This is a genomic window from Paraburkholderia caffeinilytica, assembly GCF_003368325.1.
GTDB lineage: Bacteria > Pseudomonadota > Gammaproteobacteria > Burkholderiales > Burkholderiaceae > Paraburkholderia > Paraburkholderia caffeinilytica.
On sequence record NZ_CP031467.1, the window covers coordinates 1,448,326 to 1,471,681 of the forward strand.

Here is a 23,356-nt window from a genome sequence, read left to right on the forward strand (position 1 = left end):
AGGCGCGGCAAACTCCAGCGCCTCGGCACGGCAGCGGCTCCACTGAGCCGGGCGCCGGCGGCCAAGCCGCGGCTGTCGCGCCATGCAGCGGCGCGCTTATCCCGGAAAGGGCCATTTTAACTGATCCGCACTGCCTTCTGACCCGCAACCAGGCGAATGTCCCGTATTTGAAGAATGCGCCGCGCATGTCGCGACGCAGCATTTCCGACCCAACCAACTACATGAACAGGCGCAAGAGCGTAAACACAGCCATTCCCACCACAATCGTACCGAGCATGGTGCGCCGCCACATAAACCACGCAAAGGCGGCCAGCGCCGCGTAAAACTCGTGATTCGACGGTGCGAACGAGAGCCCCTCCGGCGTCGCCAGCACATCGGGCAGCACGACGGCGGCCAGCGCCGCGGCCGGCGCGTAGCGCAGCATCCGCTGGACGCGCGCCGGCAAAACCGTGCGCTCGCCGCCGATTAGAAACATCGCGCGTGTCACCGCGGTGACGAAAGTCATGCCGATAATGGCCAGCCAGATCTGCGTGGATGTCATTGGGAATCTCCGGCGCTGTTGCGGATGCGGCGCAAATCGGCGCGCTCGACCATCAGGTCGGCCGCACTGCCGGCGACAATCGCCGCAATGACCGCCAGCGGCAGCGCGAGCCGGTACGGCAGGTCGAAAGCGAGTAGCGACACCAGGCCGGCAATGCTAACCGCGACCAGCGTGGAGCGCGTGGCGATCGCCGACACCATGATGGGCAGCAGCGCCAGCGTGCCGGCCAGCGCCAGCCCCCAGTTGTCGGGAATCAGGCTCGCCAGCAGGATGCCGGCAATCGACGACACCTGCCACGACAGCCAGCTGCATATCGCCATGCCCCAGAAGTACGCCTCCTTGCCCGGCACGTAACCGGTCTGAAAGCTCTTCTTCTGGAACAGCAGATAGATCACGTCGCCGTTGAAGTAGCCGAGCAGGATGCGCCGCCACATCGGCAGATAGGAAAAATGCGGCGCGAGACCGGCGCTGAAGATCACAAAACGCGTATTGACCATCGCGGCGGTGAGCAGCGCGGTCCAGACCGGCAGCTTGGCGGCCAGCAACGGCAGCACGGCCAGTTGCGACGAACCGGCGTAGCACAGCAGCGACATGGTGAGCGCCTGCGGCAGCGTGAGCACGGACTTGCTCATCGCGATGCCGGTGACGAGGCCCCAGGAGAAGATCGCCATGAGCGTGGGCGAATAGTCGCGCGCGCCCTCACGGAAGGCACGGCGATCGGTATCTGACAAACGAGCGAGCATGAGGCGAAACGCGGGCGCCGGACAGCGGCGCAATGAAGGGAGGTCGGCGCCAGGTCGTCAAGCACCCGCTGGCGCATCCGGATCTGAATTATGCGTGCGCCGAATTATAGCGCCCGGCACGCGGCCAAATGCCCGTTCCTTGTGCAAAAGACGCTAAAATAACGCTCTTTCACCGCACCGCTGGAGAATCGTATGTCAATGGCCGACCGCGACGGCAAGATCTGGATGGATGGCAAGCTCATCGACTGGCGCGACGCCAAGATCCACGTGCTGACCCACACGCTGCACTACGGCATGGGCGTTTTCGAGGGTGTACGCGCCTACAGGACGGCGGACGGCGGCACGGCGATTTTCCGCCTCCAGGAACACACCAAGCGCCTGCTGAACTCGGCCAAGATCTTCCAGATGGACGTGCCGTTCGACCACGAAACGCTGGCGGCCGCGCAATGCGAAGTGGTTCGCGCCAACAAGCTGGAATCCTGCTACCTGCGCCCGATCATCTGGGTCGGCTCGGAAAAGCTCGGCGTGTCGGCCAAGGGCAACACGATCCACGTGGCGATCGCCGCCTGGCCGTGGGGCGCCTACCTCGGTGAAGACGGCATTGCCAAGGGCATCCGCGTGAAGACCTCGTCGTTCACGCGCCATCACGTGAACGTCTCGATGGTCCGCGCCAAGGCATCGGGCTGGTACGTGAATTCGATCCTCGCCAACCAGGAAGCGATCGCCGACGGGTACGACGAAGCGCTGCTGCTGGACGTGGACGGCTACGTGTCGGAAGGCTCGGGCGAAAACTTCTTCCTCGTGAACAACGGCAAGCTGTACACGCCTGACCTGTCCTCCTGCCTCGACGGCATCACGCGCGACACGGTCATCACGCTGGCGCGCGACGCGGGCATCCAGGTGATCGAAAAACGCATCACGCGCGACGAGGTCTATACCTGCGACGAAGCGTTCTTCACCGGCACCGCCGCCGAAGTCACGCCAATCCGCGAACTCGACAACCGCACCATCGGCTCGGGCGCACGCGGCCCGATCACCGAGAAGCTGCAATCGGGCTTCTTCGATATCGTCAACGGCAAGAGCGAGAAGTACGCGCACTGGCTCACCAAGATTTAACGCGCGCTGCGCCGGCCTCCGGGCCCTCGGCTTTCTGGCCGGCGCAACGCACGCCCCCTGCATACAACGAGAAAGTCCCCATGAGCGAAATCAAGGAAATGCCGCTGGTCGAATTGTCGGCAAAGGATCTGCCGGCGTACTGCCCGAATCCGGCCATGCCGCGCTGGAGCGCGCATCCGCGCGTCTTTATCGACGTCACGCACGGCGAAGCAAAGTGCCCGTATTGCAGCACGCGCTACAAGCTGCGCGACGGCGAAGTGGTCAGGGGTCACTAATCTTGAGCACCGCGCACTGAGCGCTGATCGCTTGCGGCGCCCGTTGTTGACGCGCCCGTTGCTGGCGCATCCATTGTCGGCGCGCCTGTTGCGCGGGCCGTCATGCGACGGGCCGGCTGTGCTTCGGCAGCAGGCGGCGACAGCGCAAGCGCTTCGCAGCAACGCCGCAGCCGCGGCGGGGCCGGCCCTGCCGGATCCGCGCCGCAAGGCTCGCGGCTTCTCCCTTTTTACACAATCGAACGCCACGCGCTTGGTGCGCGCGGCGCTTCGTTTCGACACCGGACACTGACTCTGATGCGTCGCGCGTTGGTTATCGCACCGAACTGGATCGGTGACGCATTGATGGCGCAGCCGCTGTTTGCGCGCCTCGTGAAATTGCATCCGCGCATCGTGATCGACGCGGTCGCGCCCTCGTGGGTCGCGCCCGTGCTCGAACGCATGCCCGAGATTCGCGACGTCTACGCAACCGACCTCGCGCACGGCAAACTGCAGATGCTGCGCCGCTGGCAACTGGCGAGCGACTTGCGCGATGTCGGTTACGACGCGGCCTATGTCCTACCCAACTCGCTCAAGTCGGCGCTGATTCCGTGGATGGCGGGCATTGCGCTGCGCATCGGCTATACCGGCGAAAGCCGCTACGGCTTGCTGAACGTACGTCACGCGAATCCGCGCAAAGACGAGCGCCCGCCGATGGTCGGCCATTACGCCGCGCTCGCCTACGCGCAAGGCGCCAAGGTCCCCGACGACCTGCCGATGCCGCGGCTCGACGCGGACCTGAACGAAACGTCGCGGGTCTCGGCGCGTTTCAATCTGGATACGCGTGTGCCGCTGCTGGTGTTCTGTCCGGGTGCCGAGTACGGTCCGGCCAAGCGCTGGCCGCCTGAGCATTTCGCCGCGCTCGCGCAGATCGTCGGCCAGTCGTTCCCCTACACGCAGATCGTCGCGCTGGGCTCGCCGAAAGATGCACCGCTTGCCCAGGCGATTGCCGAGAAGGCGCCGAACGTGCGCAACCTGTGCGGCCAGACCGCGCTGAGCGAGGCTTGCGCGCTGATCTCGCGGGCCAATGCGGTCGTCACCAACGATTCCGGCCTGATGCACGTGGCCGCCGCGCTGCGCCGGCCGCTGGTGGCCGTGTACGGTTCGACCGATCCGCGCCACACGCCGCCCTTGTCCGAGCTTGCGAAGGTACAATGGCTTCATCTCGAATGCAGCCCCTGTTTTCAGCGCGAGTGTCCGCTCGGGCATCTGAACTGCCTGAAGCAGTTGAGTGCCGAGCAGGTGTTCAGCGATTTGCGCGGCATGTTGCTTGCGCAACGTTGAACCAGACTGATCCAGCTGATACTTGCACGCAACACCGCACGCCCCTGAACGCGTCGCGTCATGTTCGCGCCTTGCGGCGCGGGCATCCTCGCGCTTGGGTGCGATTGTCCGGTGCTCCGGACTGTCCCGCTGACCGCTGCCCCGCAACCGCGCGCCGCGCACAAGAGACTGACGAGCCATGCCACGTTTTGCCCATATCTTCGAAGCCGCCGCCGATACGCTGAACGCCTATTACCAGGCCGTCGCCGAGCTGAATATCGACAGCTTGATGGGCCTGTGGATCGATGAGGAATTCGTCAGCTGCATCTGCGCCGACGGCTCTCACCTGCACGGCCTCGACAGCATTCGCGCCGGCTTGCAAATCCAGCTTGAAGCCGCGCCCGTTTCGATTGAGCCGCTCGATATTCGCGTCTACGACAGCCTCGGCACCGTCGTGTACGCCATTGCCGAAGCACACCGCCCGGCCGATCCGAAAGCGGCGCCCGCCATGGTGTTCACCACTTACGTGATGGTCCACGAACGCGGCGAGTGGCGGATCGCGCATATTCATGCGAGTCCGATGCCGAATGAGGCCGCCAGTCAGTTCGCGACCAAGATGCGGCATGGCCAGGGATCGCTGCACTGACGGCTGACGGGCGCATTTCGCCTGTTCGGCCTGTTTCAACGGTTTTATCTTTTTGCTTTGAAGCCGGCATGAGCACGCCCCGCAGAGAGTCACCCGTCCCGAACGCAGTCCCCTCGGGGGAATGGGGGGCGACGCACGATCAATCCGCTTCCACCGGCGCAGCACGCGCGGTGAGCGCCGTCGAAGCGACCGTCGAGTTGCTCTACCGCGCGCCGCTCTGGCTGCCGAACCGGCACGTGCAGACCATTGTCCCGGCGCTGTTTGCGCGCCGTCCGGCTATCACGTTCCGGCGCGAACGCTGGGATACGCCTGATGGCGATTTCATCGATCTCGATTGGGTGGTGCACGACGGCAAGCCGGCCTCTACGCCGACCTCGGCCACCCCCGCCAGGATTCCCGCCGACAACGCGCCGCTATTCGTGCTATTCCACGGCCTCGAAGGCGGTTCCACCTCGCACTACGCCGCCACGTTGATGGCAGCCGCACGCGAGTACGGCTGGCACGGCGTGGTACCGCACTTTCGCAGCTGCAGCGGGCCGCTGAATCGGTTGCCGCGCTTCTATCATCTCGCCGACAGCAACGAAGTCGACTGGATCCTGCGGCGCTTGCGCGCCTCACATCGCGGGCCGATCGTGGCGGCGGGCGTATCGCTCGGCGGCAATGTGCTGCTGCGCTGGCTCGGCGAGCGGCGCGAAGATGCGTCGCCGGTACTCTCGGCGGCCGCGGCGATTTCGACGCCGATCGACGTGCACGCCGGCGGCCGTGCGTTGTCGCAGGGCTTCGGCATGATCTACACGCGCAGTTTCCTGAAGACGCTGAAGCAGAAGGCCGAGCAGAAGCTGACGCAGTTTCCGGGTCTGTTCGACCGCGACGCCATGCTGGCGAGCCGCACAATGTACGACTTCGACAACGTGGTGACCGCGCCGCTGCACGGCTTTCGCGATACTGACGACTACTGGAGCCGTGCGACCACGCGGCCGTTGCTGCCGGGAATCGCCGTGCCGACCCTGGTGCTGAACGCGCGCAACGACCCGTTCCTGCCGGCCGAGGCGTTGCCGGCACGGCATGAGGTGTCGGCCGCGGTAGAACTCGATCAACCCGAACACGGCGGCCACGCCGGCTTTATGACCGGGCCGTTTCCGGGCCGCATCGACTGGTTGTCGCAGCGCGTGCTCGGCTATCTGGAGCAGTACGTCGATCATGGATGACATCGTCAAGCAGGCGCTGGCCAAATGGCCCAACGTGCCGAGTTGCACAGGGTGGTTGATGTTGGACCGGCGTGGCAACTGGCGCATGCGTGATGAAGCCGCTCAGGCTAGCGGTGCGCCCGGTACGGCGATCCGGCATGAGGCGTTGCTCGGGTTTATCAATCGGAATTACGACGCCGACGAACGCGGGCAGTGGTTTTTCCAGAATGGGCCGCAGCGCGTGTATGTCGAGTTGGGCTATACGCCGTGGGTGGTGAGATTGTCAGCCGATCGTGCCGGAGTACTTTCCTTGACGGACCAGGCCGGTGGGGCCTTCGAACCTTCGGCTGTGTTCGTCGACGATGAAGGTGGGATTCTCTTTGCCGATGGCTCGACGCCGCCGAGGGTCGCCGTTTTGCACGACCACGACCTCGAGGTTTTTTCTGATCACGCCGCGTTGGGCGACGACTCGATGAGCGGCGCGTTTCGCTGGAACAATGGGGTCGTGTTGCCCTTGCAAGGCGTGCAGCGAAATGCGGTTGCCGCGCGGTTCGGGTTTGTCGAGAGTCCGGCGGCCAGCGCTTAAGTATTTTGCCTGCCTGGCACCTGATTCCTGTGCAGGCCGCAGCGGTTCCGGTCAGATAGCGAAGGCCAAAAGCGGCCCTCAACTCTTCTCGTCAAGCCGTTCCTCTTTATAGCGGCTCTCCATTTCATGTAACCGGGCGTCGACGGTCGCGAGATCGTAGTAGCCGATCGTCTTCAGATCCCGCGCTTCCTTCAGTTGCCGGATGGCCGACGGCCACGCCCCCTCGAGCGCGAATTTTTCGGCCAGCGCCCGATGCTGCGTCAATGCATCGCCGCTGCCTGCGCTTGCCTGCGCGAGATACATCCACCAGGCGGGCTGATCGGGTTGCGCACGCGTTTCCTTCAGGGCCAAAGCCTGCGCGCCGGCAAATCGTTTCAAGTTCAGCAAGGTCTGGATATGCATGTCGATCGCGGCGTTCGACTGCGGCCAGCGCTTCTGCGCGAACTCGGCCAGACGCGCCGCCTCGTCATCACGCCCGGCGCGGCGCGCGATATCGGCTGCCAGCACGTCGAGGCTCGGCGAACTGCGCATGGGCTCGCCCTCCCCGCGTTCGCTCGTGGCAAATGCGGCACGCGACGAAGCCAGCGACGCGGTCGCATCGTCATAACGCTCGAGCAGCATCTGCCCATACGCGATCCCGTACCAGTTCGCGGCGATGTTCACTGCGGTGCGGTCCTCGATTTCGGAGCGCAGGCGCGAAATCTCGTCCGCGTATTCGCTGCGCGAGCGATCCTGCAGCAAGCGCGCCCGAGCCCGCACGAAACCGTACTCGGACGTCTGGTGCGGTTGCCGGTAAGGCGCGCGGCGCGCCCGGTCCTCCATGTCGGCAATCCGTTCGCCCGTCAACGGGTGGGTGCGCGCGTAGGCCGGTATGCCCGTGTCGCTCATCGCCGCGCGATCGAGACGGCCGAAAAATGTCGTCATGGCATAAGGGTCGTAGCCGGCGCCGGCCAGCAGCAGAAAGCCGACGCGGTCCGCTTCATGCTCGGCGGAGCGCGAGAAACGCAACTGGTTGTCGACTGCATAAGCCTGGCCGCCAATCGCAATCGCGCTGCCGAGGTCGCCGCTGTGCGCGAGCACGCCCGCCAGAATGCCGAACAACAGGCCGGCGAGCGCGGCATAGCCGCCGCGCTCGCCGGTGGTGATCATCCGCGAAATGTGCCGTTGCAAGACGTGCCCCATCTCGTGGCCGAGCACGGAGGCGAGTTCGGACTCGGTTTGCGTCGTCACGATCAAGCCGGTGTTCACGCCGATAAAACCGCCCGGCAGCGAGAAGGCGTTGATTTGCGTGTCACGGACCGCGAACAGCTCGAAGTCCGGACGATAGCCGCCGATGTAGAGCGCGTTCGCCGCCGCGGAGAGTTTCGCGGCGACCGAGTTCAGGTAGTCGCGCACGAGCCAGTCGTCGAGATAGTCGGGGTCGCGGCGCAACTCGCGCATCACGCGTTCGCCGAGCTTGCGCTCGGCTTGTGGCGTCAGCGAGCCGGAGCCGCCGTTGCCGAGGTCGGGCAGTTGCTGCGTGACGATCGGGGCGCGCCAGCCGGTGGCCGTGCCCGCGTTGCCGGAGAAGCGGCTCTGCGCGCCGCCATAAACGCCAAATACGCCTTGGGCGATGTCTGACGGCACGATGGGGTCAGCGAAAGTGTCGGCCGGGCCGCTTACCAAAGGCGGTTCCGTGGGCTGGATGTTGAGCGCGACGATTGTGCTTGTGCTTGTGCTTGTGCTTGTGCTCGTGCCCGTGTTCGACACACCGCGCGATTGCGCGTACGCGCCCGGCGGCACCGCGAGCGCGACAGCCAACAACGCAGCAAGAACCCGTTTCGAACGCATCGCGAGGTCGATATGACGAAGTCGAAAATCGACGCCCGCCGCTCGGACTAAGATAGCGGGCATGGGGCAATTGTAATCATCTCAACCGGCCCAATCACGCTGCTATGATAGGCGCCCTCTGAAGGAGCCCAACCATGCCCGAACTCACTCATTTCGACGCTGCCGGCCAGGCCCATATGGTGGACGTCGGCGGCAAGCAGGAGACCAGGCGCGTCGCCATCGCGCGGGGCTCGATTCGCATGCTGCCGGAGACGTTCGCGCTGATCCGCGACGGCAACGCCAGGAAAGGCGACGTGATCGGAATTGCGCGCATCGCCGCGATTCAAGGCTCGAAGCGCACCGCCGATCTGATCCCGCTATGTCACCCGCTCGCGCTGACCCGCGTGAAGGTCGATTTCGAACTCGATGAAACGTTGCCCGGCGTACATTGCACGGTGCAAGTGGAAACGCTGGGACGCACGGGCGTGGAGATGGAAGCGCTAACCGCCGTGCAGGTCGGGCTGCTGACGGTGTACGACATGTGCAAGGCGGTGGATCGCGGGATGACGATTACCGAGGTGAAGGTGCTGGAGAAGCACGGCGGGAAGTCGGGGGATTGGGTGGCGGGTTGATGACAGCCAACGTCATCGCCCCGCTCCACAGCTACAGCTACAGCTACAGCTACAGCTACAGCTAAGGATATCAAACGGCGGCGCGCCTCAATCGTCGTCGCTGTCGTCGTCCTGATTGATGTCGCCTGGCGGCATGCCATACCGCTTGAGCAGTTCCGCCTTGAAACCGGCCAGCGTCTTTTGCTCGTCGCACAGCTCGTACACATAGGCCAGCTGCGACGGCCAGTCCTTCAACTCCTGGGCAAAAATCTTCAGGCGCTCGACGGTGTCGAACGCCCCCGCCGCATCCCCGCTCAGCGCCTGCAGGACCGCATACCGGCGCAGCACGGTTTCGCCCGGCAGCAGCGCGATTGCCTGCTTGTGCATGGCGAGCTTGTGTTGCAGGTTCATCGAATTCATGGGCTCCAACGTCGCAAGGCCATACTCGCCCCACGCCCGGAACAGAAACGACGGATCCGCGCGGTACTGCTCGGCAGGCCGCGAACCGTAATACAGCACCTCGGCGCGAGTGTAGTCCTTGAACACGGGATACAACGCAGCCAGCCCGCCGACCACCACCACCACGAACGCGCCGAATGACACGCGGCCAGGCACGAGGCGCAGCGGCCGTGTCTCGAGCAATCCGAACACGAACATCGCCGGCAGCAGGAAGAACATGTACTGCTGCGGATATTCGACCAGCGCGTGCATGACCAGCACGCCGATCAGCGCGATGCCGAACACGCGCGCCGCGCTCTGCGGCGCGCGGACCACGCGCACCAGCCACGTGATCAGGCCGAACAGCACGATCGCGAGGCCAATCAAGCCCGTCTTCGCGAGCAGGTCGATGAAGATGTCGTGCGAGTTGTTGGCGATCTCGACGCCGCCCAGCGACTTCACATATTCGAACTGATAGCTCGGAAACTCGCCCCAGCCGACACCCAGCAGCGGATGCGCCTTGAACATCGTCCAGCCGTACTTCCAGAGCGCGAGGCGCGGCGCGATCTGGCCGGCGTCCTTGAAACGCTCGGCCGCCGACTGCCCAAGCTCCAGGTGATAGTGCACATTGGCCCAGCGGATCAACGCATTGATGACGAAGAACAGCAGCGCCAACGCGACCGGGATCAGCCATTCGCGATTGCTGCGGCGGAGCAGCGGCTGACTACGCGTCTGCGCGAAGGCCATCCAGAAACCCGCCACCACGATCACGCCCATCTGCAGCCAAGGGCCGCGCGACACGGTCAGCGCGAGTCCAATGGCGAAAATCGTCGACGCGAGCAGCCAGATGCTGACGGCAAGGCGGCGCGTCTGCACGAGGAACAGCGCTCCCGCCATCGCAAATGCAATATAGGTGGCGAGGTGGTTCGCCTGCGCCATATTGCCGAACGGCCGACGCTCGACGGTCACGTTGTAGGCGACGACCAGCGGCGACACGCGCGTCTCGAGGTGAAACAGCTGGATCACCTGGCAAAACACCGCAAACAGACCGCCGACGATCAACGCCCCGGCTGCCCAGCGCAGCGCTGTTTCGTTCAGCTTGGCGCGTGTGAAACCGTAGCCGGCATGCGTCGCCATGAATGCGGCAAGCAGGTAGCCGCCGCCGAGCCAGTTCATCGACGGCTGCGAGACCGGCAGCAGCACCGACTGCGCCACCAGCACCAATCCGAATAGCAACGGCACCAGCGCGACCACGGGCGAAGCAAACGTCACGCTCGGGCTCGCCGTCCACACCAGCAGCACGACGCCCGCGCCCGTCAGCAGATACAGCGCGAGCGCCGTGAATTCAGCGTAGAAGGTTGGAATCGGATACGTGTGATTGGCGACTGCGTAAGGCAGCACCAACGCGAGAGCCAACAGGATGAGAGACAGATAGCGCGCAAATGGGGTGGGCATCGAGTAACCGGAGGGCGTCAGCAACCGGCGCACTATACAAAAAAATTCTCCTGCTGTGCGCCGGCTGGGCTGAAATATCCCGAAAATCAGCCCTTTACGTTCGGATAACAACTCTCCCTATCTTTCGCCCCATTGCTTACGCACGACACTCCGGCGGCGCGAGATTCGACGGCAAGGAAGGCGCATCGGCCGGTGCGGGCCCTGCACCTGGCGCGGGCAACGAAGAGGCCGTTTTGCCGCCGGTGAAACATTCCCAGGTGACCGCGCCCGCCTGCACGACACCCTTGCTCAACGAAATGCGCGCAGTCGGTGCGTCGGCATTGTCCGGCACCGAAGGCACCAGGGTCAGCGTGTTCGACCCGGCCGGCGCGACGCGTGTCGTGAAGGCGACGGTAATCTGACCGGTGTCGTCGTCGACGTGCACGGATTCGACGTTGCGGGTGGCAGGCGGCGACGCATAACCGCCACCGAACGCATTGCCGCTCGCGGCGTTTTCGGACACCGCGAGCCGCGCGGATGCGGCCAGCGAGAGACCCTCGCCGACGCGGCTGCGGGCCAGATAATCCTGATACGCCGGAATCGCATAGGCCGCGATCACGCCGACAATCGCCAGCACGATCATCAGCTCGATCAGTGTAAAGCCGGAACCGAAACCGGAACCGAAACGGCGGCAGGCGCGTGCGAACGGCACGGTCCAGCGCGCCCGTTCGAACGCGCTCCGCGGTGAAAGCGTGGACTGTGAATAAGGGGAGTACGGCAAAGTGACGGTCATCGGCAGGCTCCTGAAACGAAAAACGCCTGCCCCTCGAATCGGGGACAGGCGTTTCAATCGTAACCAGCGGCGCGCGTTCGACACAGTCAGCCGAATGGCTAACGTAGCGCCGACGCGGCGGTGCTCAGGTCAGTCCAAGTCAGCTCAGGTCGGCGTGCGGCACGCATTGCGCTGGATCGCTGATGCCGTGGTTCAGGTTCAGGTTCAGCCCGCCACGCGGCCCGTGCCGCGACGCTCGACCGAAACCCGGATTCTGCGTCAAGCCGCCGCACGATGCGCGTTGCGGCGCTTGAGCAGATAACCGAGGATCACGACGAACAACGCACCGGCGATGCTCGTGCCGTACTCGGCCACCGGCGTATCGAGGATCGGCCACCGGTCGCCAGCGGGATCATTGATGATCAGGCCACCCGCAATCCAGCCGAGAAGCGCGGCACCGAACGTAATGATGACCGGAAAGCGGTCGAGCAGCTTCAGCACCAGCTGGCTGCCCCACACGATCAGCGGAATGCTCACCACCAGACCGAAAATCACCAGCGCCAGGCGATGCTCGGGGTCGGCCGCCTCCGCCGCGCCGGCAATCGCGATCACATTGTCGAGACTCATCACCGCGTCCGCGACGATGATGGTCTTGATCGCCGATATCAGCTTGTCGGCCGGCTTGACGTTCTCGTGGATGTCATGCGCAGGCGCCATCAGACGCACGCCGATCCACAGCAGCAACAGGCCGCCGGTGAACTTCAGCAACGGCACGTCGAGCAGCGCCACGGCAAACGCAATCAGCGCGATGCGCAGTGCGATGGCGCCGGCCGTGCCCCACAGCACGCCTTTCGTACGCTGCGCAGGCGGCAGGTTGCGGCAGGCAAGCGCGATCACGACCGCATTGTCGCCACCCAGCAGGATGTCGATGACGATGATCTGAATGACTGCGCCCCAATGGAGCGTGGCGAAAAACTCGAGCATGAGTAAAAGAATAAGAAGGAATCGGACGCGCGGGCAATAAAAAAGCGGAGGAGTTTGCACTCCCCCGCTTTTTACGACTTCCCGCTCACGAAAGGGTTTCGTAAGCGTATCAAAAACGCGCCGTGACTGCGCGCGAATTTCGTTTTTACAGCATCGCCTTCAGAAGACGCGCCATTTCCGACGGGTTCTTCGTGACCTTGATGCCGCAGGCTTCCATGATTTCCAGCTTGGCTTCAGCCGTGTCCGCACCGCCCGAGATCAGCGCGCCGGCGTGGCCCATGCGCTTGCCCGGAGGCGCCGTGACGCCGGCGATGAAGCCGACCACCGGCTTCTTCATGTTGTCCTTGATCCACTCAGCGGCATTCGCTTCGTCCGGACCGCCGATCTCGCCGATCATGATGACGGCGTCCGTTTCCGGATCGTCGTTGAACATCTTCATCACGTCGATGTGCTTCAGACCGTTGATCGGGTCGCCGCCGATACCGACTGCCGACGACTGGCCGAGGCCGATCGCCGTCAATTGACCGACTGCTTCGTACGTCAGCGTGCCCGAACGCGACACGACGCCGATGCGGCCCTTGCGGTGAATGTGACCCGGCATGATGCCGATCTTCAGTTCGTCCGGCGTGATCGTGCCCGGGCAGTTCGGTCCGAGCAGCAGCGTCTTGCTGTTCTTGGCGCGCATGCGTGCCTTGAGCTCGATCATGTCACGGACAGGAATGCCTTCCGTGATACAGATCGCCAGATCCAGATCGGCTTCCACCGCTTCCCAGATCGCAGCAGCAGCGCCTGCCGGCGGAACGTAAATCACCGACACGGTCGCGCCCGTTTCAGCCTTGGCTTCAGCGACGCTAGCGTAGATAGGAATGCCTTCGAAATCTTCGCCGGCCTTCTTCGGGTTCACGCCTGCAACGTACGCTTCGCGGCCGTTTGCATATTCACGGCAAGCACGCGTGTGGAACTGACCGGTCTTGCCGGTAATGCCCTGCGTGATGACCTTGGTGTCTTTGTTAATCAGAATCGACATGTATTGACCTCTGTTCGTTTGGCGCCGCGTGGTGGCGCCGCGAGGCAGGATGTTCTCCGCCCGCGTCGCTCACGCGCCGCCATTCGTAATCCTGGTTATCCTGGCAGGAGCGCCTAAAAACAGCGCCCTGCAACAGCCGCCTGGAAATCGCTTGGCTCAGTCTGGCTTACGCCTTGCCCGAAGCGGCCGCGACGACCTTCTGAGCCGCTTCTTCCATGCTGTCTGCCGCAATGATCGGCAGGCCGGATTCAGCGAGCATCTTCTTGCCCAGGTCTTCGTTCGTGCCCTTCATGCGAACCACGAGCGGCACCTTCAGCGACACGGCCTTCGACGCCGCGATCACGCCTTCCGCGATCACGTCGCAGCGCATGATGCCGCCGAAAATGTTGACCAGAATCGCGGTCAGGTTCGGGTTCTTCAGCATGATCTTGAACGCTTCCGTGACCTTCTCGGTCGTGGCGCCACCGCCCACGTCCAGGAAGTTCGCCGGTTCGCCGCCGAACAGCTTGATGGTGTCCATCGTTGCCATTGCGAGGCCGGCGCCGTTCACGAGGCAGCCAATGTTGCCGTCGAGCGAGATGTACGCGAGGTCGAACTTCGACGCTTCGACTTCAGCCGGATCTTCTTCGTCCAGATCGCGATACGCGACGATTTCCGGGTGACGGAACAGTGCGTTCGAATCGAAGTTGAACTTGGCGTCCAACGCGATGACCTTGCCGTCGCCGGTCAGGATCAGCGGATTGATTTCGGCCAGCGATGCGTCGGTTTCCCAGAATGCCTTGTACAGGCCTTGCAGGATCGAGCGCGCTTGCGGCAGCGACGCGGCGGGCACGCCGATCTTCGTTGCGAGCTCGTCGGCTTCGGCGTCTTTCAGACCGGTCGACGGGTCGACGGCGATCTTGTGGATCAGCTCAGGCGTCTTTTCCGCGACTTCTTCGACGTCCATGCCGCCTTCGCTCGATGCCATCACGACGATCTTCTGCGAAACGCGATCGATTACCAGGCCGACATACAGTTCCTTCTTGATGTCAGCGCCTTCTTCGATCAGCAGACGATTCACCTTCTGGCCTTCCGGACCGGTCTGGTGCGTGACGAGCTGCATGCCGAGGATCTGGTTCGAGTATTCGCGAACCTGATCCAGCGACTTGGCGACTTTCACGCCGCCGCCCTTGCCACGGCCACCCGCGTGGATCTGAGCCTTCACGACCCATACCGGGCCGCCGAGCTCTTCCGCGGCCTTGACCGCATCATCCACCGAGAAGACCGGCTTGCCGCGCGGTACCGCGACGCCGAATTTCCGCAGGATTTCCTTACCCTGGTACTCGTGAATCTTCATGCGTGATTCCCTTCAGTCTGAGAGTTGGATTGAACTTCGTTTCCGCTGCCGTCGTTCATGCCGGACGCGTTGCCGCCCTCACCTGTCTGGCGGGCTGCCCCGTCGCCTGACGAAGCCGCGCGATCCGCTGTATACGGAGCGCGGCTATACCAGCGCGGATAAAACTGTTGCACCGCCTCGCCGTCGAAACGCAGCGCGTGGCAGCGTCCCAACTGGAATGGCGGTTTGTTGTTGGAATGCTCGTCTGTGCTGTCTTTGCTTCTGGACTGCTCGTTCCCGGAACTCGCCGCTGCGCCCGGCGTGTCGTCATTGGTGTTCCACACGTCGCCGGCGAATGCCTGGATTGCGGCAGTCGGCAAGAGCGCACACAACTCCGTGAGATGCGTGCAGCCGGCCGTGCCGGCCAGCAAACGGGCAGCATCGCGACGGAAGTTGTGGAACAGATTGAGCCCGATGAGGGCACGGTAGGCGGGATTGCTGGCTTGGCACAAACCTGGATAGGGCACCCAGTCGGACGACGCCTCGGCGTCGACGACATTGAGCTTGCGATCGATGGTGATGCGAAGCCAGAGTTCATGGATCGGCTGACCATTGGGCCGGACGCCCGACGCAAGCACCACATCGCGCGGTTTTTCGTCGGTCAAGCACGCTTCCACATCCCACAGGCCATCGGCTCGCTCATAGGCTTCCGCTCGGATTGCGCGACGATGGCGCAACTGGCGGGATACGGGCTGGGAGAGCGGCATGCGGGAAGGAAAGGCCGGATTGGAAAACCCACGAATTTTAGCATACTGGGTATTTGAGACAGACCGGAATGCGCAGGGCCGCCCGGCAGGCCGGTGAGCGCGGCAGACGCTATCTCAAAGTGGGAACCGCGCAGGTATCCGGCACGAGCCGTGCGCCAAACAGGATGGCGCAGCTAGTCGCCACGTCACTCCTCGTCGAACCCTTTGAGGATTTTGCCGATCGTGGCGCCCGAGAATCCACGCGATGCCAGAAAGCGCGCCTGCTTGGCGCGCTCGGCCGGCGTTTCGGGAAGCCGGTCGAATTTCTTCCGCCAAACGGCTTGAGCGCGCGCCAGTTCGGTTTCGCGCAGTTGCGCACTGGCTTCTTCAACCAGCGTTTGGTCCACGGCATGTTGCTTCAATTCGCCGACGATCCGGCTCGCGCCCAACCGTGACGAGCGCCGATGGATCAGGCTTTCAGCAAACCGTGAGTCGGACAGCCAGTTTTCGGCTTCCAGCGAGTCGAGCAAGGTATCGAGCGAATCGGTTTCTTCGACGAACGGTTTCAGCTTGCGCGCCAGTTCGGAGCGGCTGTATTCACGTCGGGACAAATAGCCGAGCGCGCGTCCTTTTAACGAACGGGCCGGGCGTTGGGATTTCTTTGCGTCGTCCTGCCCCGGCTTCGCCTCGCCAGGTGTGCGACGCGAGCGGGTATAGGTGGTTTCGGTGGCTTCGGTGGCTTCGCTGGTTTCGGACGGATCCGTTGCAGGCTGCGCGGATGGATCAGACTGCGGCCGGCGACCTGCGGCGCGATCGTGCGCGTCGAACGACTCGAAGGGATCGTCATCGCGATCACACGGGCCGTCCGTGTTGCGTCCAGCGTTAGCAGCGTTGGACAACGGCCGGCCCTTGCGTATCACGTGCTGGTTACTCTTCTTCGCCTGCGACTTCAGCAGCCGCGCCGGTCGCCACTTCCGCCATGGCATTCACACCCAGCGATTCGCGGATACGGTTTTCGATCTCACGGGCGATGTCCGGATTTTCACGCAGGAACTCGCGTGCGTTGTCCTTACCCTGACCGATCCGTTCGCCGTTGTAGCTGTACCAGGCGCCGGCCTTGTCGACGATCTTCGCTTGCACGCCAAGGTCGATGATTTCGCCCTGACGCGAAATACCTTCGCCGTACAGGATGTCGAAAATCGCTTCCCGGAACGGTGGCGACACCTTGTTCTTCACGACCTTCACACGCGTTTCGTTGCCGATCACTTCGTCGTTCTTCTTGATCGAACCGATCCGGCGAATGTCCAGACGCACCGACGCGTAGAACTTCAACGCGTTACCACCCGTGGTGGTTTCCGGGTTGCCGAACATCACACCGATCTTCATACGGATCTGGTTGATGAAGATCACGAGGCAGTTGGTGCGCTTGATCGTACCGGTGAGCTTGCGCAGCGCTTGCGACATCAGACGCGCTTGCAGACCCGGCAGCGAGTCGCCCATTTCGCCTTCGATTTCAGCCTTTGGCACAAGTGCCGCGACCGAGTCGATCACGATCATGTCGATCGAGCCCGAGCGCACCAGTGCGTCGGCGATTTCGAGCGCCTGCTCGCCGGTGTCCGGCTGCGAAACCAGCAGCTCGTTCACGTTCACGCCGAGCTTGCCCGCGTACTGGATGTCCAGCGCGTGTTCGGCGTCGATAAACGCTGCCGTACCGCCGATCTTCTGCATTTCGGCGATGACTTGCAGCGTGAGCGTGGTTTTACCGGACGATTCCGGACCATAAATTTCGACCACACGGCCACGCGGCAAACCGCCGACGCCCAGCGCGATGTCGAGGCCGAGCGATCCGGTTGAGACCACCTGGATGTCTTCGACTACCTCACCTGCGCCGAGCCGCATGACCGACCCTTTGCCGAACTGCTTTTCGATCTGCGCAAGCGCGGCAGCGAGTGCCTTGCTTTTTTCAGCAGTCAGTCCAGCCGAGCCTTTCTTGCTTTCTTCCATGAATCGTCCTTTGCTATGATGAACGGCGTCTGAGGCAGATGTGCAGCCCGAGTTTCAACCCAAGTTTGACTTGTCCTTAATGTGTTCACCAAGGACAGCACACGAGACCCAGACACTGTATAAAAAAACAGTAGTTTTGGCAAGCGCGATTCTCATGCGAACGCGCATTTTTACCGTCGCGCTGCCCAACTACCCACAATAATTTTCGGAGACCGCTGTGCGCCGGGGGGATCACCCCACGGTGCCGGCAAGGCCAGGCTGGCGCACCATGCGAATTCTGATTGCCGAAGACGACAGCATACTCGCGGACGGCCTGGTTCGGTCCCTCCGCCAATCGGCCTATGCCGTCGATCACGTGAAGAACGGCGTCGAGGCCGACACCGCGCTGTCGGTGCAGACTTTCGACCTGCTGATCCTCGATCTGGGCCTGCCGCGCATGTCCGGGCTCGAGGTGCTGCGCCGCCTGCGCGCCCGCAACTCGACCGTGCCCGTGCTGATTCTCACGGCGGCGGACAGCGTCGACGAACGCGTCAAAGGCCTCGACCTCGGCGCCGACGACTACATGGCCAAGCCCTTCGCGCTGAACGAACTCGAGGCGCGCGTGCGCGCCCTGACGCGGCGCGGCGCGGGCGGCGGCCCGACGGTGGTGCGGCACGGTTCGCTGTCGTTCGACCAGGTCGGCCGGATCGCCTATGTCAACGAGCAGGTGATCGACCTGTCGGCGCGCGAACTCGGTTTGCTCGAAGTGCTGCTGCAGCGGATCGGCCGACTGGTGTCGAAGGAACAGCTCGTCGACCATCTGTGCGAATGGGGCGAAGAAGTCAGCAATAACGCGATCGAAGTCTACGTGCACCGGCTGCGCAAGAAGATCGAGCCGAGCGGCGTACGCATCATTACGGTGCGGGGCCTCGGGTATTGCCTCGAGAAAGCCGCCCTGCCGTCAAACGCGAACCCGAACCCGAACCCAAGCGCCGACGCGCCCGCTGAACCCGATCCGTCCTCCTCGTCCCCGTCGGCCGCAATGCCGGCGAGCCACCACTACAAATAGAGGCCGCCCATGTCCGCACGCGCAGACCGCGCTACGGCGCACGCGGCGGACCTCGACGAGGTGCGCGACGAGCGCTACGCCAATCCGTTCGCCCCGCCCGACGAGACCGAAGCCGCCGCTGAAGCGCGCCCGCGCTCGCTGTTCGGCGAGATTCTCGACTGGATGCTGGCGCCGCTGCTGCTGCTTTGGCCGATGAGCCTCGCGGTCACCTACCTCGTCGCCAAGTCGATCGCCAACGGCCCGTTCGACCGCGCGCTCGAAACCGACGCCTACGTGCTCGCCCGCCAGATCCATCCGATCAACGGCGTGGCGGAGCTGTCGCTGCCCGATTCCACCCGCGACTTTCTGCGCGCCGACAATGTCGACAGCGTGTTCTATCAGGTGCTCGGCACGCGCGGCGAGCTGGTGGGCGGCGAGCGCGACATGCCGCTGCCGCACGAGGAGGATCGGCCGCAACCGGGTCTCGTCGAATTCCGTGACGACGTATTGCGCGGCAACGATATCCGCGTCGCCTATACGACCGTCGAGTTTCCGCAGACGCCCGGTGCGCAGCCGGTGCTGGTGCAGGTCGCCGAGACGCTCGACAAGCGCAGCCAGCTTGCCAACGACATCATCAAAGGTGTGATCCTGCCGCAGTTCGTGATCCTGCCGCTGGCGATCGTGCTGGTGTGGTTCGGCCTGTCGCGCGGACTCGCGCCGCTGCATGCCCTGCAGGCGCATATCCGGGCGCGCCGCCCGGACGATCTGTCGCCGCTCGAAGCCCGCCGCGCGCCGCCGGAAATCGAGCCGCTGGTGACGTCGTTCAACGATCTGCTGACGCGCCTCGAACAGAACATGGAGTTGCAGAAGCGCTTTATCGCCGACGCCGCGCATCAGATGAAAACCCCGCTTGCCGGCCTGCGCACCCAGGCCGAGCTCGCGCTGCGCCAGGACGCCTCCGCGGAAGTCCACCGCTCGCTTGAACAGATCGCCACCAGCTCGGAGCATGCGGCGCGCCTCGTCACCCAGTTGCTGGCGCTGGCGCGCGCGGAAAACCGCATGTCAGGCCAGATTTTCACGCCGGTCGAGGTGACCGAGGTGGCGCGCAGCGCGGTGCGGGACTGGGTTCAGGCCGCGCTCGCCAAGCAGATGGACCTCGGCTACGAAGCCCCCGAAGAGCCGGTCGAAGTCGACGGCAATCCGGTCATGCTGCGGGAAATGCTGTCGAATCTGATCGACAACGCGATCCGTTACACGCCGGCTGGCGGGCGAATCACCGTGCGGGTGCGGCACGACGTGGCGGCGCGGCTCGTGCATCTGGAAGTAGAAGACACCGGACTCGGCATTCCGGTAACCGAGCGCTCGCGGGTGGTCGAGCGGTTTTACCGGATTCTCGGCCGCGAAGGCGACGGCAGCGGCCTCGGGCTCGCGATCGTGCGCGAGATCACGACGATGCACGGTGGGGAGATGACGATCGACGATAACGTCTATCAAACCTCCCCTCGGCTTGCCGGAACGCTCGTGCGCGTCAGCTTGCATGTGCTCGAGCGGGCCCGGGACTTACCCTAAGGGCGCAAGAACCCACGCCTGAGGCGCCGCCATATTGAGATACGTTTGCCAAAACTTAAGCGAACTTGCCGGGGCATTATCGAATTTTGACGGCATATCCCGTCACACACCCGAAACCGCTATTTCACCCCTCCACGTCAGTACGCCGTAAGTTTCCACTCCAATAATCGGTTCCACGGGAACGCCTTTGCCGGCGGATCGCGTGCACATATCAATATTGGAGACGACATATGGCTACCGTTGGCGGGCAACTCTCCCACGCGCCGATGACGCGCGATGAGAAGCGGGTGATCTTCGCATCGTCGCTAGGTACGGTTTTCGAGTGGTACGACTTCTATCTGGCCGGCTCACTCGCCATCTTCATCAGCAAGAGCTTCTTTTCCGGCGTCAATCCGACTGCCGCCTTCATCTTCACGCTCCTCAGTTTCGCCGCGGGCTTCGCGGTGCGGCCGTTCGGCGCAATCGTGTTCGGCCGTCTCGGCGACCTGGTCGGACGCAAATACACGTTTCTCATCACGATCGTGATCATGGGTTTGTCGACCTTCCTGGTCGGCTTCCTGCCCGGCTATGCCTCGATCGGCATTGCGTCGCCGGTGATCTTCATCGCGATGCGCATGCTGCAGGGTCTGGCGCTCGGCGGCGAATACGGCGGCGCGGCCACCTACGTCGCGGAACACGCACCGGCGGGACGCCGCGGTTTCTACACCGCGTGGATCCAGACCACCGCCACGCTCGGCCTGTTCCTCTCGCTACTGGTGATTCTCGGCGTGCGCACGGCCATGGGCGAAGACGCGTTCGGCGCATGGGGCTGGCGCGTTCCGTTCCTCGCGTCGATCATCCTGCTCGGCGTGTCGGTATGGATTCGCCTGCAACTGAATGAATCGCCGGTGTTCGCGCGCATCAAGGCCGAGGGCAAAACCTCGAAGGCGCCGCTGACCGAAGCATTTGGCCAGTGGAAGAACCTGAAGATCGTGATCCTCGCGCTGATCGGCCTGACCGCCGGCCAGGCCGTGGTCTGGTACACGGGCCAGTTCTACGCGCTGTTCTTCCTGACGCAAACGCTGAAGGTCGACGGCGCATCGGCCAACATCCTGATCGCAATCGCGCTCCTGATCGGCACGCCGTTCTTCCTGTTCTTCGGCTCGCTGTCGGACCGCATCGGCCGCAAACCGATCATCATGGCCGGTCTGCTGATTGCCGCCTGTACGTACTTCCCGCTGTTCAAGGCGCTGACTCACTACACGAACCCGGCGCTGGAGGCCGCTACAGCAAAGGCGCCGATTGTCGTGATTGCCAACCCGGACGAGTGCTCGTTCCAGTTCAATCCGGTCGGCACGGCCAAGTTCACGAGTTCGTGCGATATCGCCAAGAGCGCGCTCTCGAAAGCCGGCTTGAACTATGAGAACGTCGCGGCGCCGGCGGGCTCGCTGGCGGAGATCAAGGTCGGCGATACGGTGATCAACACGTATGACGGCAAGGCCGCCGACGCCAAGGACCAGGGCAAGGCGTTCGACAAGACCCTGGCTACCACGCTGAAGACCGCCGGCTATCCGCCGAAGGCCGATCCGTCGCAGATCAACTGGCCGATGAGCGTAGTGATCCTGACGATCATGATGATTTACGTGACGATGGTCTACGGGCCGATTGCGGCGATGCTGGTGGAGATGTTCCCGACGCGCATCCGCTATACCTCGATGTCGCTGCCCTATCACATCGGCAATGGCTGGTTCGGCGGCTTCCTGCCGGCGACCGCCTTCGCGATCGTGGCGGCCAAGGGCAACATCTACTCAGGGCTGTGGTATCCGATTGTGATTGCGCTTGTCACGCTCGTGATCGGTATGTTGTTCGTCCGCGAAACCAAGGACTCGGACATCTACGCGAAGGACTGAAACGCCTGATGGCCGGGGCAATTTAAAAAAGTTGCGCATCGGGGGTTGACAGCCCCCGGCCCTATCCTCATAATCTCGCTTCTTTCGGCGAATTAGCTCAGTTGGTTAGAGCGACGGAATCATAATCCGCAGGTCCGGGGTTCGAGTCCCTGATTCGCCACCAGTTGCAAGGAAAAGCCGCTGATCCACAAGGTCAGCGGCTTTTTTGTTTTGGCTTTCCAAACAGCAACTTCAAGGAGGTTTCTTGATGACGTTCCGCACTGCCGCGCTTGCCGTGGCCACCGCATCTCTCACGCTTTTCACCGCCGCCTCTCCGCTCACCGTCAACGCCCAAACGTCGCCCGACAGTCAGTGGCGCGCCAGTTCGCTCATGCTTTCGACGCTGCTGCAGGACGGCTACAAAATCGTCGCGGTAGTAAATGACGCGCACGGAAATGCCAGCCCGGCCGATACGATTTTCGTCCAGCGCGATCAGAGCGCGTTCAAATGCATCGATCCGTCGCCGGCCGATACGAAAACCAAGGCAGCCTGTTACGAGCTGGTCCAGCCGTCCGGTGCGGTTGCGGCGTCTGAGGCCAAATAGGCAAGTACTCGCAAGCGGCGACGACGGCAGTGAAGTAGTCGCGCACTTGCGGCGTTCGAGGTCGACTAGTCGAGCGCGCGCCGTGCCCGAGATGGGAGAGTCGCCCTTGCCGTACGCTTGCGGCAATCGCGCCCTGCCCAATCGCGGGCGCAGCCGTGCTTTCACCGATCCACCAACCGGCTCAAATTCCCGCGCACCCGCTGCAACAACGCGATCAACTGCTTCGCCTCGTCATCGCTGAAACCGCTCAGCGCTTCCAAAGCGACTACATCGCCCACTTTGCGAGCCTTGCCTAGCGTGCGCTCGGCTTTCGGCGTCATGCGCACCTGGCGCTCGCGGCGATCCTCCGGATTGGCGATGCGCTCGATCCAGCCGCCCTCTTCCATGCGATCCAGCAGCCGTCCCGCCGAAATCGGCGCGACTTCGAGCAGATCCGCGAGCCGCGCCTGATTGATGTCGCCGTAATGGGCGAGATAGGCCAGCGCGCGGCATTGCGCACGCGTCAGATCGACCGACGATTTCGCGAGATCGTCGTAACGCTTGCCTGTCAAGCGGCCGACGTCGGAAATCAGAAAGCCGAAGCGCTCTTCGAGTTGAGTGGTCATGGTCGGATTATACGAAAGGCCGCTGTTTGCCAGCGTCGGAATGGGTACACACGAGCGCCACTCAGGCTCCGCACAATTCCTGGTGGGCGCCTGTTCTCGCTACCGATATAATAAGCATGCTTACTATATTGAAGACCCCACTCCCCCATG

Annotated in this window: 23 protein-coding genes and 1 tRNA gene; 12 read left to right on the forward strand and 12 right to left on the reverse strand. The window is 63.4% G+C overall.

From position 1 onward, the window contains the following. Positions 1 to 217 precede the first annotated feature (217 nt). Both DSC91_RS22515 and DSC91_RS22520 read right to left on the reverse strand, forming a co-directional pair. The gene (locus tag DSC91_RS22515; protein WP_115780941.1) at positions 218 to 541 is read right to left on the reverse strand and encodes an AzlD domain-containing protein; all 324 of its coding nucleotides are present in this window, start codon (positions 539 to 541) and stop codon (positions 218 to 220) included. Beyond that, positions 538 to 1,284, reverse strand: a complete 747-nt coding sequence (locus DSC91_RS22520; RefSeq protein ID WP_115780942.1) for an AzlC family ABC transporter permease — start codon at positions 1,282 to 1,284, stop codon at positions 538 to 540. Before DSC91_RS22520 ends, DSC91_RS22515 begins: the two co-directional genes overlap by 4 nt. Before the next feature lie 192 nt (positions 1,285 to 1,476). On the opposite strand from DSC91_RS22520, the gene DSC91_RS22525 reads away from it, so the two are divergent. From DSC91_RS22525 to DSC91_RS22555, 6 genes are all read left to right on the forward strand, one after another. Beyond that, positions 1,477 to 2,400 carry a branched-chain amino acid transaminase gene (locus DSC91_RS22525; RefSeq protein WP_115780943.1) on the forward strand — a complete coding sequence of 308 codons (924 nt, stop codon included), beginning with the start codon at positions 1,477 to 1,479 and terminating at the stop codon, positions 2,398 to 2,400. Between the two features lie 80 nt (positions 2,401 to 2,480). Then, complete coding sequence (locus DSC91_RS22530; protein ID WP_042321180.1) at positions 2,481 to 2,675, forward strand: zinc-finger domain-containing protein; 195 nt, start codon at positions 2,481 to 2,483, stop codon at positions 2,673 to 2,675. Between the two features lie 294 nt (positions 2,676 to 2,969). Next, a complete protein-coding gene (gene waaF, locus DSC91_RS22540) occupies positions 2,970 to 3,995 on the forward strand; it encodes a lipopolysaccharide heptosyltransferase II (protein WP_115780945.1) in 1,026 nt (341 codons plus the stop codon). 178 nt (positions 3,996 to 4,173) lie between these two features. Beyond that, positions 4,174 to 4,620, forward strand: a complete 447-nt coding sequence (locus DSC91_RS22545) for a nuclear transport factor 2 family protein (protein WP_115780946.1) — start codon at positions 4,174 to 4,176, stop codon at positions 4,618 to 4,620. A gap of 68 nt (positions 4,621 to 4,688) precedes the next feature. Next, on the forward strand, positions 4,689 to 5,828 hold the full coding sequence (locus DSC91_RS22550; RefSeq protein ID WP_115780947.1) for a hydrolase: 1,140 nt from the start codon (positions 4,689 to 4,691) through the stop codon (positions 5,826 to 5,828). Further along, positions 5,821 to 6,393, forward strand: a complete 573-nt coding sequence (locus DSC91_RS22555) for a DUF2946 family protein (RefSeq protein WP_115780948.1) — start codon at positions 5,821 to 5,823, stop codon at positions 6,391 to 6,393. Before DSC91_RS22550 ends, DSC91_RS22555 begins: the two co-directional genes overlap by 8 nt. 78 nt (positions 6,394 to 6,471) lie before the next feature. On the opposite strand, the gene DSC91_RS22560 is transcribed toward DSC91_RS22555, so the two are convergent. Continuing rightward, positions 6,472 to 8,223 carry a M48 family metalloprotease gene (locus DSC91_RS22560; protein ID WP_115780949.1) on the reverse strand — a complete coding sequence of 584 codons (1,752 nt, stop codon included), beginning with the start codon at positions 8,221 to 8,223 and terminating at the stop codon, positions 6,472 to 6,474. Positions 8,224 to 8,357: 134 nt separating this feature from the next. Between DSC91_RS22560 and moaC the strand changes: the two genes are divergently transcribed. Beyond that, on the forward strand, positions 8,358 to 8,834 hold the full coding sequence (gene moaC / locus DSC91_RS22565; RefSeq protein WP_115780950.1) for a cyclic pyranopterin monophosphate synthase MoaC: 477 nt from the start codon (positions 8,358 to 8,360) through the stop codon (positions 8,832 to 8,834). A gap of 87 nt (positions 8,835 to 8,921) precedes the next feature. On the opposite strand, the gene DSC91_RS22570 is transcribed toward moaC, so the two are convergent. From DSC91_RS22570 to recA, 8 genes are all read right to left on the reverse strand, one after another. Further along, entirely contained in the window at positions 8,922 to 10,706 is a 1,785-nt protein-coding gene (locus DSC91_RS22570; protein WP_115783435.1) for a PglL family O-oligosaccharyltransferase, read from the reverse strand. 136 nt (positions 10,707 to 10,842) lie between these two features. Beyond that, positions 10,843 to 11,478 (reverse strand): pilin, encoded by a 636-nt coding sequence (locus DSC91_RS22575; RefSeq protein ID WP_115780951.1) that lies wholly within the window; start codon positions 11,476 to 11,478, stop codon positions 10,843 to 10,845. A gap of 258 nt (positions 11,479 to 11,736) precedes the next feature. Next, positions 11,737 to 12,441, reverse strand: coding sequence for a TerC family protein (locus DSC91_RS22580; protein ID WP_115780952.1), 705 nt, complete (start codon positions 12,439 to 12,441; stop codon positions 11,737 to 11,739). Between the two features lie 145 nt (positions 12,442 to 12,586). Further along, entirely contained in the window at positions 12,587 to 13,468 is an 882-nt protein-coding gene (gene sucD / locus DSC91_RS22585) for a succinate--CoA ligase subunit alpha (protein WP_111929475.1), read from the reverse strand. 166 nt (positions 13,469 to 13,634) lie between these two features. Further along, positions 13,635 to 14,804, reverse strand: a complete 1,170-nt coding sequence (gene sucC / locus DSC91_RS22590) for an ADP-forming succinate--CoA ligase subunit beta (protein WP_115780953.1) — start codon at positions 14,802 to 14,804, stop codon at positions 13,635 to 13,637. Continuing rightward, entirely contained in the window at positions 14,801 to 15,550 is a 750-nt protein-coding gene (locus DSC91_RS22595) for a DUF2889 domain-containing protein (protein ID WP_115780954.1), read from the reverse strand. Before DSC91_RS22595 ends, sucC begins: the two co-directional genes overlap by 4 nt. A gap of 185 nt (positions 15,551 to 15,735) precedes the next feature. Beyond that, the gene (gene recX, locus DSC91_RS22600; RefSeq protein WP_115783436.1) at positions 15,736 to 16,449 is read right to left on the reverse strand and encodes a recombination regulator RecX; all 714 of its coding nucleotides are present in this window, start codon (positions 16,447 to 16,449) and stop codon (positions 15,736 to 15,738) included. Positions 16,450 to 16,456: 7 nt separating this feature from the next. Beyond that, a complete protein-coding gene (gene recA, locus DSC91_RS22605; protein ID WP_115780955.1) occupies positions 16,457 to 17,533 on the reverse strand; it encodes a recombinase RecA in 1,077 nt (358 codons plus the stop codon). Between the two features lie 268 nt (positions 17,534 to 17,801). Between recA and DSC91_RS22610 the strand changes: the two genes are divergently transcribed. The 5 genes from DSC91_RS22610 to DSC91_RS22630 all read left to right on the forward strand — a co-directional run bounded on the left by DSC91_RS22610 (position 17,802) and on the right by DSC91_RS22630 (position 22,601). After that, the gene (locus DSC91_RS22610; RefSeq protein ID WP_115780956.1) at positions 17,802 to 18,581 is read left to right on the forward strand and encodes a response regulator transcription factor; all 780 of its coding nucleotides are present in this window, start codon (positions 17,802 to 17,804) and stop codon (positions 18,579 to 18,581) included. 9 nt (positions 18,582 to 18,590) lie between these two features. Further along, positions 18,591 to 20,129, forward strand: a complete 1,539-nt coding sequence (locus tag DSC91_RS22615) for a sensor histidine kinase (RefSeq protein ID WP_115780957.1) — start codon at positions 18,591 to 18,593, stop codon at positions 20,127 to 20,129. A 230-nt stretch (positions 20,130 to 20,359) separates the two neighbouring features. Continuing rightward, a complete protein-coding gene (locus DSC91_RS22620) occupies positions 20,360 to 22,018 on the forward strand; it encodes an MFS transporter (RefSeq protein WP_115780958.1) in 1,659 nt (552 codons plus the stop codon). Positions 22,019 to 22,104: 86 nt separating this feature from the next. Further along, a tRNA-Met gene (locus DSC91_RS22625) sits at positions 22,105 to 22,181 on the forward strand. A gap of 84 nt (positions 22,182 to 22,265) precedes the next feature. After that, positions 22,266 to 22,601, forward strand: coding sequence for a hypothetical protein (locus DSC91_RS22630; protein WP_115780959.1), 336 nt, complete (start codon positions 22,266 to 22,268; stop codon positions 22,599 to 22,601). Between the two features lie 161 nt (positions 22,602 to 22,762). Here the strand turns inward: DSC91_RS22630 and DSC91_RS22635 are convergent, their stop codons facing one another. Then, entirely contained in the window at positions 22,763 to 23,206 is a 444-nt protein-coding gene (locus DSC91_RS22635; RefSeq protein ID WP_115780960.1) for a MarR family winged helix-turn-helix transcriptional regulator, read from the reverse strand. Positions 23,207 to 23,356 lie beyond the last annotated feature (150 nt).

Coding starts and splice junctions, on each gene's coding strand:
- sucD (WP_111929475.1), bottom strand. CDS start 13,468: ATGTCGATTCTGATTAACAAAGACACCAAGGTCATCACGCAGGGCATT.
- DSC91_RS22550 (WP_115780947.1), top strand. CDS start 4,689: ATGAGCACGCCCCGCAGAGAGTCACCCGTCCCGAACGCAGTCCCCTCG.
- DSC91_RS22530 (WP_042321180.1), top strand. CDS start 2,481: ATGAGCGAAATCAAGGAAATGCCGCTGGTCGAATTGTCGGCAAAGGAT.
- DSC91_RS22595 (WP_115780954.1), bottom strand. CDS start 15,550: ATGCCGCTCTCCCAGCCCGTATCCCGCCAGTTGCGCCATCGTCGCGCA.
- DSC91_RS22570 (WP_115783435.1), bottom strand. CDS start 10,706: ATGCCCACCCCATTTGCGCGCTATCTGTCTCTCATCCTGTTGGCTCTC.
- DSC91_RS22515 (WP_115780941.1), bottom strand. CDS start 541: ATGACATCCACGCAGATCTGGCTGGCCATTATCGGCATGACTTTCGTC.
- moaC (WP_115780950.1), top strand. CDS start 8,358: ATGCCCGAACTCACTCATTTCGACGCTGCCGGCCAGGCCCATATGGTG.
- DSC91_RS22635 (WP_115780960.1), bottom strand. CDS start 23,206: ATGACCACTCAACTCGAAGAGCGCTTCGGCTTTCTGATTTCCGACGTC.
- recA (WP_115780955.1), bottom strand. CDS start 17,533: ATGGAAGAAAGCAAGAAAGGCTCGGCTGGACTGACTGCTGAAAAAAGC.
- waaF (WP_115780945.1), top strand. CDS start 2,970: ATGCGTCGCGCGTTGGTTATCGCACCGAACTGGATCGGTGACGCATTG.
- DSC91_RS22615 (WP_115780957.1), top strand. CDS start 18,591: ATGTCCGCACGCGCAGACCGCGCTACGGCGCACGCGGCGGACCTCGAC.
- sucC (WP_115780953.1), bottom strand. CDS start 14,804: ATGAAGATTCACGAGTACCAGGGTAAGGAAATCCTGCGGAAATTCGGC.
- DSC91_RS22580 (WP_115780952.1), bottom strand. CDS start 12,441: ATGCTCGAGTTTTTCGCCACGCTCCATTGGGGCGCAGTCATTCAGATC.
- DSC91_RS22610 (WP_115780956.1), top strand. CDS start 17,802: ATGCGAATTCTGATTGCCGAAGACGACAGCATACTCGCGGACGGCCTG.
- DSC91_RS22555 (WP_115780948.1), top strand. CDS start 5,821: ATGGATGACATCGTCAAGCAGGCGCTGGCCAAATGGCCCAACGTGCCG.
- DSC91_RS22520 (WP_115780942.1), bottom strand. CDS start 1,284: ATGCTCGCTCGTTTGTCAGATACCGATCGCCGTGCCTTCCGTGAGGGC.
- DSC91_RS22630 (WP_115780959.1), top strand. CDS start 22,266: ATGACGTTCCGCACTGCCGCGCTTGCCGTGGCCACCGCATCTCTCACG.
- DSC91_RS22545 (WP_115780946.1), top strand. CDS start 4,174: ATGCCACGTTTTGCCCATATCTTCGAAGCCGCCGCCGATACGCTGAAC.
- DSC91_RS22575 (WP_115780951.1), bottom strand. CDS start 11,478: ATGACCGTCACTTTGCCGTACTCCCCTTATTCACAGTCCACGCTTTCA.
- DSC91_RS22620 (WP_115780958.1), top strand. CDS start 20,360: ATGGCTACCGTTGGCGGGCAACTCTCCCACGCGCCGATGACGCGCGAT.
- DSC91_RS22560 (WP_115780949.1), bottom strand. CDS start 8,223: ATGCGTTCGAAACGGGTTCTTGCTGCGTTGTTGGCTGTCGCGCTCGCG.
- DSC91_RS22525 (WP_115780943.1), top strand. CDS start 1,477: ATGTCAATGGCCGACCGCGACGGCAAGATCTGGATGGATGGCAAGCTC.